Genomic DNA, 9,428 nt, shown 5'->3' with positions numbered 1-9,428 from the left:
AGGCCCGCGCCTGGCGGCACGGGCCTTTTTCATGATTGGCGCTCCCTACGGGATTCGAACCCGTGTTTTAGCCTTGAGAGGGCCACGTCCTAGGCCTCTAGACGAAGGGAGCAGGGGGTTGCCGGCGGGCGGCACCGGTTGGACGACCGGCTGCAGGCATCGTCAGGTGCGTGCAGCTTGCTAGTATAGCAACGATATCGGCGCCGGAGCAGGTGCCTGACAGGAAAAATCTTCACTTGATGCACGCCCCCAATCCGAACCTCCCGGTCGCCGCGCTGCGGACGATTCCGCGAGACCAGCATTCGATCTCCCGCAAGCAGATCAGCCAGAGCGCGCTGCGCGTGCTCTACCGGCTGCACGAGGCAGGCCATGAGGCCTATCTGGTGGGCGGCGCCGTCCGCGACCTGCTGGTGGGCCTGGCGCCCAAGGATTTCGACGTCGCCACCGACGCGACGCCGGAGCAGGTCAAGGCGCTGTTCCGCAACTGCCGCCTGATCGGCCGCCGGTTCCGCCTGGCGCACGTGGTGTTCGGCCGCGAGATCATCGAGGTCGCGACCTTCCGCGCCAACGTCGACGACGGCAGCGGCGACCGCGAGGTCCACGACGGCGGCCGCCTGCTGCGCGACAACGTCTACGGCACGATCGAGGACGACGCGGTGCGCCGCGACTTCACCGCCAACGCGCTGTACTACGCGATTTCCGATTTCTCGGTCCGCGACTACACCGGCGGTTTCGAGGACGTGCAGAACCGGGTGCTGCGCCTGATCGGCGATCCCGAGACGCGCTACCGCGAGGACCCGGTGCGCATGCTGCGGGCGATACGCCTGGCGGCGAAGCTCGGTTTCAGCATCGCGCCCGGCACGGCTGAGCCGATCCCGAGGCTGGCCCCGCTGCTCGGCGAGGCCGCGCCCGCCCGGCTGTTCGAGGAATGCCTGAAGCTGTTCCTGTCCGGCCATGCCGTCGCCGGTTTCGAGGGGCTGGAGCGGCATGGCCTGCTGCCGGCGCTGTTCCCGGAATCGGCCGCCGCGCTGGCCGCCAACCGCAGCGGGGCATTGCGCGACATGGTCATCGCCGGGCTGGCATCGACCGATGCGCGGGTGGCGGCCGACGAACCCGTGTCGCCGGCGTTCCTGTTCGCCACGCTGCTGTGGCCGGCCTACTGCCGCACGCTGATGAAGCTGCGCGCCGATGGCGTGCAGTTGATCGATGCGCAGCGTCGCGCCGCCGACCGGGTGACCGTGCACCAGCTGTCGACGATCGCGCTGCCGCGCCGGTTCTCGCTGCCGATGCAGGAGATCTGGCTGCTGCAGGCGCGGTTCCCGCAGCGCCAGCGCAAGCGGGTCACGCGGACCCTGGCGCATCCGCGCTTCCGCGCCGCGTTCGATTTCCTGGTGCTGCGCGAGGCGGCGTCGGACGAGCATGCCGAGGACGTGGCGTTCTGGAGCGAGGCCCAGAGCGACCCGGACCATGCGATCGCGCAGTTCCCGGCCGACGACGACGGCAGCGAGGGCGCCGCGCCGCGCCGGCGCCGGCGTCGCCGGCGTCCGGTTGCCAGCAGCTGATCGGCCGCGGCCGGCCACATGCAGGCGTCTTCCATGGCGCGGGCGTTCGTCGGTCTCGGCGGCAACCTCGGCGATGCCGCGGCGACGCTGCCCGCGGCCGCGCAGGTGCTTGCCGGGCTGCCGGGCACGCAGGGGTTCGTGCTGTCGTCGCTGTACCGCACGCCGGCCTGGGGCCGTCGCGACCAGCCTGATTTCATCAATGCCGTCGCGGGATTCGACACGCCGCTGGCACCGCGCGCGCTGCTGGACGCGCTGCTCGCGATCGAACAGCGTTTCGGCCGGACCCGCGCGGTCGATGCCGGCGACCGCTGGGGGCCGCGCACGCTGGACCTCGACCTGCTGCTGCACGGCGACCTGAGGGTCGCGCAGGCGGGCCTGTGCGTGCCGCATCCGCATCTGCACCAGCGCGCGTTCGCGCTGGTGCCGTTGCTGGAAATCGCGCCCGACGCGGTGATTCCCGGCATCGGGCCGGCCGCGGATGCACTGGCCGGCGTGGATCGCGGCGGCATCGAAGCGGTACGCTAGCGCGATGACGACCCCATCCGTTGCCGCGCCGGTCACCGTGCCCGCGCTGTTCGAAGCCCGCGATGCCGGCCGCAGGCTGGCGATGCTGACCGCCTACGATGCCGGGTTCGCGCGCGTGCTCGACAACGCCGGCGTCGACCTGCTGCTGGTCGGCGATTCGCTGGGCATGGTGGTGCAGGGGCACGGCTCGACGCTGCCGGTGACCGTCGACGACATCGCCTACCACACCGCCTGCGTCGCGCGTGCGGTGCGCCGCGCACTGGTCGTCGCCGACCTGCCGTTCCAGGCCGACGCGACGCCCGGACGCGCGCTCGATGCGTCCACGCGGCTACTGCAGGCCGGCGCGGGCATGGTCAAGCTCGAGGGCGGCGGCGCGAACAAGCTCGACGTCATCCGCTTCCTGGTCGAGCGCGAGATTCCGGTGTGCGCGCACCTGGGCCTGACGCCGCAGTCGGTGCTGCGCTTCGGCGGCTTCAAGGTGCAGGGCCGCGGCGACGCGGCCGCGCAGGCGCTGCGCGACGAGGCGCTGGCGGTGGCCGAGGCCGGCGCCGCGCTGATCGTGCTCGAAGGCGTGCCGGCGTCGCTGGCGGCCGGCATCACCGACGCGTCGCCGGTGCCGACGATCGGCATCGGTGCCGGGCCCGGTTGCGACGGCCAGGTGCTGGTGCTGCACGACCTGCTCGGCCTCGACAGCGGGCACCGGCGGCCGAAGTTCGTACGCGATTTCCTCGCCGCCGGCGGCTCGGTCGACGGCGCGGTGCGCGCCTACGTCGAGGCCGTGCGCGACGGCAGCTTTCCCGGCCCAGAACACTCCTACCGGTAACGGACGATGCACTGCGGCAGCTGCCTGTGTGGCGATGTGCGATTCGAGGTCGCGGCCGAACTCGCGGCGCCGGATGCCTGTCATTGCGTCGCCTGCCGCAAGTCATCCGGACACGTGTTCGCCTCGACCGACGTGCCGGTCGAGGCATTGACGATCCACGACCCGCAGGCCGCGCTGTGCTGGTACGCCAGTTCGGAGCGCGTGCGCCGCGGATTCTGCGGTCGGTGCGGTGCTTCTTTGTTCTGGGCACCGGTCGGCGGCGCGAAGATCGCGGTGGCGATGGGGGCCTTCGATACACCGACCGGCACCCACCTGCACATGCACATCTTCGTCTCCGAGCAGGGCGACTACTACGTGATCGACGATGGCCTGCCACAACACGCGCGCTGACCGGGCGTCGACGGATCTGCGAAAATCGCCGCTTCGCCGTGCCGCAGGATCAGCCGTGATCGACATCGTCCAGGAGCTCGAACCGCTGCGCGCGCGCGTCGCGCACTGGAAGCGCGAAGGCCTGCGCGTGGGCCTGGTGCCGACGATGGGCAACCTGCATGCCGGCCACTTCTCGCTGGTCGAGGCGCTGCGCGCGCGCGTCGACCGGGTCGTCGCCAGCGTGTTCGTCAATCCGACGCAGTTCGGCCCGAACGAGGACTACGCGCGCTATCCGCGCACGCCGGAAGCGGATGCGGCCGGACTCGAGGCCGCGGGCTGCGACCTGCTGTGGATGCCGTCGGTGGAGACGATGTATCCGCTGGGCCTGGCGAACGCCGTCACCGTGCGCGTGCCCGGCATCACCGAGGTGCTCGACGGTGCGCATCGCCCCGGGCACTTCGACGGCGTGGCGACCGTCGTCTCGCGCCTGTTCAATCAGGTCCAGCCCGACGTCGCCGCGTTCGGCCGCAAGGACTACCAGCAACTGACGGTGATCGCCCATCTGGTCGCCGATCTCGCGTTCCCGGTGGAATTGTTGCCGGTGGCGATCGCGCGTGCGCCCGATGGCCTCGCGCTGAGTTCGCGCAACCAGTATCTCGACGCCGCGCAGCGCGCAATCGCGCCGGCGCTGTATCGCACGTTGCAGGCGATGGGCGACGAACTGCGCGGCGGTGGCGACGTCGACGCCGTGGAACAGGCGGCGGCGGCGCGCCTGCGGACGGCCGGATTCGACGTCGACTACGCGGTGGTGCGCGCGCCGACGCTCGCGACGTTCGTGCCCGGCCGGGACCATGCCGGCGTGGCCCTGGTCGCCGCGCGGCTGGGCGCCACGCGGCTGATCGACAACCTCGAATTCAGCCTGGCCGGAGTGCCCGTGCAACACTGAATCCCCGCCCGATGCGGCCGGGGCGCATGTTGCGATGCGGAAGATCGACCCTATACTTTTCGACTCCTGCGGGACCCCTCCCGCCCAGACCGCCGAGATCCGGCCGCTCCCGCCATGCAACTGACCCTGCTCAAAGCCAAGATCCACCGTGCGTCCGTGACCCACGCCGAACTGCATTACGAAGGGTCGTGCGCGATCGACGGCCGCCTGCTCGACATGTCCGGCATCCGGGAATACGAGCGGATCGAGATCTACAACATCAACAACGGCAAGCGCTTCGCAACCTACGCGATCCGCGCCGACGAGGGCAGCGGCATCATCTCGGTCAACGGCGCCGCCGCGCACCAGGCCGATGTCGGCGATCTGGTGATCATCTGCGCCTACGGTGGACTCGACGAGGCCGAAGCCGTGGGGTTCAAGCCGAAGCTGGTCTACGTCGACCGGCAGAACCGGATGACCCACACCAACGACACCATCCCGGCGCAGGCGGCCTGATGTCGGCGGCGGCGCAGCGGTTCGAATCCACGCTGGCGCCGCATGCGCGACGCCTGTCCACGCGCCGCATCGCCGACCTCGTCGCGGCCGACGGCGCGCGTCCGCACGGCTATGCGCTGCGGGTCGGCGGCCTGTACGCCAGCTTCGCCCGCCAGCGCTACGACGATGCGGCGCGCGATGCGCTGCTGCAACTGGCACGAGATGCGCAACTGCCGCAGGCCTTCCGCGCACTGTTCGACGGGCAGACCGTCAATACTTCCGAGCAGCGTCCCGCGCTGCATGTCGCGCTGCGTTCGGCGTTGTCGACCGCCGCCGTCGCCCGCGACGCGCACGCGCAGGCGCTCGAGGCGCGCACGCGCATGGCCGCGCTGGTCGCCGCGCTCGAGGCGTCCGATGTCACCGACATCGTCAACGTCGGCATCGGCGGCTCCGACCTCGGTCCGCGCCTCGTCGTCGATGCGCTGAAGGACTTCGGCACCGGCCGCTTCCGCGTGCATTTCCTGACCAATGTCGATGGCAGCGACGCGCAGTACATCCTCAAGGGCCTGGACCCGGCGCGCACCGCGGCGATCCTCGTGTCCAAGACCTTCGGCACCCAGGAAACGCTGCTCAACGGCGCGATCGTCAGGGACTGGCTCGGTGGTGGCGAGCGGCTCTATGCGGTCAGCGCCAACGTGCCCAGGGCCGAGGCGTTCGGCGTCGCGCCCGGGCGCGTGCTGCCGATGTGGGACTGGGTCGGCGGCCGCTACTCGCTGTGGTCGTCGGTCGGGTTCTCGATCGCGCTGGCGATCGGCATGGACGGGTTCGAGGCGCTGCTGGCCGGCGCCGCCGACATGGATGCGCACGTGCTCGACGCGCCGCTGGCCGCCAACCTGCCGGTGCTGCATGCGCTGTCGGGCGTGTGGAACCGCAACGCGCTCGGCCTCGCCACGCACGCCGTGCTGCCGTACGACGAGCGTCTGGCGCTGTTGCCGGCCTATCTGCAGCAACTGGTGATGGAAAGTCTCGGCAAGTCGGTGACGCCCGAGGGCGCGCCGGCCGGCGTCGACACCGTGCCGGTGCTGTGGGGCGGGCCGGGCACCAACTCCCAGCACAGCTTCTTCCAGGCGCTGCACCAGGGCACGCAGACCGTGCCCGCCGATTTCATCGGCGTGGTGACGCCCGACAATCCCTACGCGGAGAACCACGCCGCGCTGCTGTCGAACCTGCTGGCGCAGACCGAGGCGCTGGCGAACGGGTTTTCCGCCGAAGACCCGCAGAAGTCGTATCCGGGCAACCGGCCGTCGACGCTGCTGCTGCTCGACCGGCTGACGCCGGGTTCGTTCGGCGCGCTGGTCGCGCTGTACGAGCACAGCGTCTATGCACAGTCGGTGCTGTGGGGCATCAACGCCTTCGACCAGTGGGGCGTCGAACTCGGCAAGCGCATCGCGGGCGAACTGCTGCCGGCGGTGCGGGGCGACGACGTGGCCGTGGCCGACCCCGTCACCCGCGCGTTGCTGGACGAGATCCGCGCGCGCCGCAGCTGACGCTTCGGTCTGTGGCGTCCGGCCGGCTCGACGGCAGGTCGGGACCCGGCCTACGCGGCATGGCGCCGCAGCGCCCAGTCGACGTGCTCGTCGATCAGGGCATCGCCCGAATTCCTGCGCGAACGCAACGCCGCGAGGTTCTCCGGCGTGCCCGGCGCGTTGCCGAGCGCGATCGCGAGGTTGCGCAGCCAGCGGCGGTGGCCGCTGCGGCGGATCGGCGAGCCTTCGGTGCGCTGCAGGAATTCGTCCTCGTCCCAGGCGAACAGTTCGGCCAGGGTGGCGGTGTCGAGACCGTTGCGCGCGCGGAAGTCGGGTTCGTCGGTGCGCTTGGCGAACTTGTTCCACGGACAGACGAGCTGGCAGTCGTCGCAGCCGAAAATGCGGTTGCCGATCAGCGGACGCAGCGATGCGTCGATCGCGCCGTCGTGCTCGATCGTCAGGTAGGCGATGCAGCGGCGCGCGTCGAGCCGGTGCGGGGCGGTGATCGCGCGCGTCGGGCAGACCTCGATGCAGCGCACGCAGCTGCCGCAGTGCGCGGTCGCCGGCGGGTCGACCGGCAGCGGCACGTCGACGTAGATCTCGCCGAGGAAGAACCACGAGCCGCCGTTCCGGTCGATCAGGCAGGTGTGCTTGCCGATCCAGCCCAGGCCGGCGTTGCGCGCCAGCGCGCGTTCGAGCACCGGCGCGGAATCCACGAACACGCGATGGCCGAATGGCCCGATCTCGGCGGCGATGCGCTGCGCGAGTTTCTGCAGGCGGTTGCGCATCAGCTTGTGGTAGTCGCGGCCCAGCGCGTAGCGCGCGACGTAGGCGCGGCTGCCGTCGGCCAGCGTCCGCCATGCGCTGTCGTCGTCGTTGCGGCCGTAGTCGAGGCCGACCGAGATCACCCGGACGGTGCCCGGCAGCAGTTCCGCCGGGCGTGCGCGCAGGTCGCCGTGGCGCGCCATCCAGTCCATCGTCCCGTACAGTCCCTGCGCCAGCCAGTCGCGCAGGTGGGCCTCGTCCTCGCCCAGCTCGATGCCGGCGATGCCGCAGCGCTGGAAGCCCATGTCGCCGGCGATCGCCTTGACGCGTGCGGCGATCGCGGCGGGCGCGCTGGCGGTTGTCGGGGCGGGAGGCGTGGTCGGGAACATGACGCGGGAAGTATAGAATTCGGCGGATGAGCCTTTCCCGCACTCCGGATGCGCCCGGCGTTCCCGGCACGCCGCTGTACGACACCGCCGCGCTGCGCGCGCTGGAGTCGGCGGCGATCGCGCAGACGGGCGGCGATGCCGGCGAACTGATGGCCCGTGCCGGGCTCGCGGCCTGGCACGTCGTCCTGGCGCACTGGCCGGACGCGCGGCGCATCGTCGTGGTCTGCGGTCCCGGCAACAACGGCGGCGACGGCTACGTGCTGGCCGGCCACATGCAGGCCGCCGGACGCGACGTGCGCGTGTGCCGGCTGGATGCGCATGCGCCCGCGACGCCGATCGCGCGGCGGGCCTGCGACGCCTTCGTCGCGGCCGGGGGGCGGGTCGATGTCATCGCCGCGGGCATTCCAGATGCCGACCTGGTCGTCGATGCGTTGTTCGGCATCGGCCTGTCGCGCGCGCTGGACGGGGAGGCGGCCGCGCTGGTCGAAGCGATCAATGCCGCGCCCGTGCCGGTGCTGGCCCTCGACGTGCCCAGCGGCTTCGATGCCGACCGCGGCAGCGCGCCGGGCGTCGCGGTGCATGCCACGCGCACCGTGCAGTTCCTCGGTGCGCACGTGGGCCTGCAGACCGGCGATGGCGGCGACCATGCCGGCGCGCTCGCGCTGGCGACGCTGGAGGTGCCGGCGTCGCTGTATGCGGATGTCCCGGTCGCCGCCCGGTGTGTCTCGGCTGCGGATCTCGGGCACTGGCTGCGGCCGCGCGCGCGCAATGCGCACAAGGGCACGTCCGGCCGGGTGCTGATCGTCGGTGGCGATGCCGGCAAGGGCGGATCGGTGATGCTGTCGGCCACGGCCGCGCTGCGCAGCGGCGCCGGGCTGGTCACCGTGGCCACGCGTGCACCCCATGTCGGCGCCCTGCTGGCGCGCTGTCCCGAGGCGATGGCGGTCGACGTCGGCAGCGCGTCCGCGCTGGCGCAGTTGCTGGCGGGCGTCGACGTGGTCGCGATCGGCCCCGGCCTCGGCCAGGGTGCGTGGGGGCACGGTCTCTACGACGAGGTGCTGGGCTCGGGTGCGCCGCTGGTGATGGATGCCGACGCGTTGAACCTGCTGGCGGCGTCGGCGACGCCGCTGGCGGCGCGGACCGTGCTGACCCCGCATCCGGGCGAGGCCGCGCGCCTGCTCGGCACGACCAGCGCCGACGTCCAGCGCGACCGCCCCGCCGCGGTCCGCGCACTGGCGGCGCGCTTCGGCTGCACCGCGGTGCTGAAGGGCGCGGGCACCCTGGTCTGCGTGCCCGGCGGCGTGCCGTGGCTGGTCGCGGCCGGCAATCCCGGCATGGCGGTCGGCGGCATGGGCGACGCGCTGACCGGCTGCATCGCCGCGCTGCGGGCGCAGGGGCTGGACAGCGAGGCGGCGGCGGTCTGCGGTGCGTTGCTGCACGGTGTCGCCGGCGACACCGCCGCCCGCGACGGCGGCGAGCGCGGGCTGCTGCCCAGCGACCTGATCGCCGCGCTGCGGCCGCTGGCGAACCCGGGGCAGGGCGGGTGATAGCGCGATTCCTTGCCGACGAGGCCGCGACCCGGGCACTGGCCGGGGCACTGGCGGCGACCCAGCCGGCAACGGCGGTGGTGCACCTGCACGGCGATCTCGGCGCCGGCAAGTCGACCCTGGCCAGGGGCTGGCTGCGCGCGCTCGGCATCACCGGCACCGTGCGCAGCCCGACCTACACCCTGGTGGAGCGCTATCCGCTGCCCGGCGGCCGGGAGGCGCTGCACCTGGACCTCTACCGCATCGGCGATGCCGGCGAGCTGGAATTCCTCGGCCTCGACGACGCGGATGCGGCGCTGTGGCTGGTCGAATGGCCCGATCGCGGCGCCCGGGCCCTGCCGGCGGCCGACCTGCGGGTCGAGCTGGCCCTGGCGGACAACGGCCGCCAGGTGCGGCTGCTGCCCGCGAGCGCGGCGGGCGAGACATGGCTGCAGGCCCTCGCGGCATCCGGAAGCTTGCGTCCCTTTCCTGAACCGAACCCGTAGGAAGCATCTGCAGGTAC

The 9,428-nt window shown here is 72.0% G+C and carries 9 protein-coding genes, 1 tRNA gene and 1 pseudogene; 9 read left to right on the top strand and 2 right to left on the bottom strand.

All coding sequences use genetic code 11. The features are described from left to right. Positions 1–36: 36 nt before the first annotated feature. Positions 37–112, bottom strand: a tRNA-Glu gene (locus tag LDO26_RS17385). 163 nt (positions 113–275) lie between these two features. On the opposite strand from LDO26_RS17385, the pseudogene pcnB reads away from it, so the two are divergent. The 7 genes and pseudogenes from pcnB to pgi all read left to right on the top strand — a co-directional run. Continuing rightward, positions 276–1,562 (top strand): annotated as a pseudogene (gene pcnB / locus LDO26_RS17380) (polynucleotide adenylyltransferase PcnB); the annotation flags it as partial. Between the two features lie 33 nt (positions 1,563–1,595). Then, positions 1,596–2,087, top strand: coding sequence for a 2-amino-4-hydroxy-6-hydroxymethyldihydropteridine diphosphokinase (folK, locus tag LDO26_RS17375; protein ID WP_232132358.1), 492 nt, complete (start codon positions 1,596–1,598; stop codon positions 2,085–2,087). Between the two features lie 4 nt (positions 2,088–2,091). Beyond that, entirely contained in the window at positions 2,092–2,910 is an 819-nt protein-coding gene (gene panB, locus LDO26_RS17370) for a 3-methyl-2-oxobutanoate hydroxymethyltransferase (protein WP_232132357.1), read from the top strand. Between the two features lie 6 nt (positions 2,911–2,916). Next, a complete protein-coding gene (locus LDO26_RS17365) occupies positions 2,917–3,300 on the top strand; it encodes a GFA family protein (RefSeq protein WP_232132356.1) in 384 nt (127 codons plus the stop codon). A 55-nt stretch (positions 3,301–3,355) separates the two neighbouring features. Then, positions 3,356–4,225, top strand: coding sequence for a pantoate--beta-alanine ligase (panC, locus tag LDO26_RS17360; RefSeq protein ID WP_232132355.1), 870 nt, complete (start codon positions 3,356–3,358; stop codon positions 4,223–4,225). 114 nt (positions 4,226–4,339) lie between these two features. Continuing rightward, positions 4,340–4,720 (top strand): aspartate 1-decarboxylase, encoded by a 381-nt coding sequence (gene panD, locus LDO26_RS17355; protein ID WP_232132354.1) that lies wholly within the window; start codon positions 4,340–4,342, stop codon positions 4,718–4,720. Continuing rightward, positions 4,720–6,246, top strand: coding sequence for a glucose-6-phosphate isomerase (gene pgi / locus LDO26_RS17350; RefSeq protein ID WP_232132353.1), 1,527 nt, complete (start codon positions 4,720–4,722; stop codon positions 6,244–6,246). The genes panD and pgi overlap by 1 nt, the downstream gene beginning before the upstream one ends. A 50-nt stretch (positions 6,247–6,296) precedes the next feature. Here the strand turns inward: pgi and queG are convergent, their stop codons facing one another. After that, complete coding sequence (gene queG, locus LDO26_RS17345) at positions 6,297–7,379, bottom strand: tRNA epoxyqueuosine(34) reductase QueG (RefSeq protein ID WP_232132352.1); 1,083 nt, start codon at positions 7,377–7,379, stop codon at positions 6,297–6,299. 26 nt (positions 7,380–7,405) lie between these two features. Here queG and LDO26_RS17340 point away from each other — a divergent pair, with 26 nt between their 5' ends. Together LDO26_RS17340 and tsaE are read left to right on the top strand one after the other, a co-directional pair. Then, positions 7,406–8,926 (top strand): NAD(P)H-hydrate dehydratase, encoded by a 1,521-nt coding sequence (locus tag LDO26_RS17340; protein WP_232132351.1) that lies wholly within the window; start codon positions 7,406–7,408, stop codon positions 8,924–8,926. Next, positions 8,923–9,411 carry a tRNA (adenosine(37)-N6)-threonylcarbamoyltransferase complex ATPase subunit type 1 TsaE gene (gene tsaE / locus LDO26_RS17335; RefSeq protein WP_232132350.1) on the top strand — a complete coding sequence of 163 codons (489 nt, stop codon included), beginning with the start codon at positions 8,923–8,925 and terminating at the stop codon, positions 9,409–9,411. The genes LDO26_RS17340 and tsaE overlap by 4 nt, the downstream gene beginning before the upstream one ends. The last annotated feature ends 17 nt before the right edge of the window (positions 9,412–9,428 follow it).

The organism is Proluteimonas luteida, assembly GCF_021191695.1.
Lineage (GTDB): Bacteria > Pseudomonadota > Gammaproteobacteria > Xanthomonadales > Xanthomonadaceae > Luteimonas > Luteimonas luteida.
The sequence above is the reverse complement of the archived record's forward strand: the minus strand, read 5'-3'. Positions and strand labels throughout refer to the sequence as shown.

What these genes read in the sequence shown, in the direction of transcription:
- LDO26_RS17340 (WP_232132351.1), top strand. Translation starts at nt 7,406, where the DNA reads ATGAGCCTTTCCCGCACTCCGGATGCGCCCGGCGTTCCCGGCACGCCG.
- panB (WP_232132357.1), top strand. Translation starts at nt 2,092, where the DNA reads ATGACGACCCCATCCGTTGCCGCGCCGGTCACCGTGCCCGCGCTGTTC.
- folK (WP_232132358.1), top strand. Translation starts at nt 1,596, where the DNA reads ATGGCGCGGGCGTTCGTCGGTCTCGGCGGCAACCTCGGCGATGCCGCG.
- panD (WP_232132354.1), top strand. Translation starts at nt 4,340, where the DNA reads ATGCAACTGACCCTGCTCAAAGCCAAGATCCACCGTGCGTCCGTGACC.
- pgi (WP_232132353.1), top strand. Translation starts at nt 4,720, where the DNA reads ATGTCGGCGGCGGCGCAGCGGTTCGAATCCACGCTGGCGCCGCATGCG.
- LDO26_RS17365 (WP_232132356.1), top strand. Translation starts at nt 2,917, where the DNA reads ATGCACTGCGGCAGCTGCCTGTGTGGCGATGTGCGATTCGAGGTCGCG.
- queG (WP_232132352.1), bottom strand. Translation starts at nt 7,379, where the DNA reads ATGTTCCCGACCACGCCTCCCGCCCCGACAACCGCCAGCGCGCCCGCC.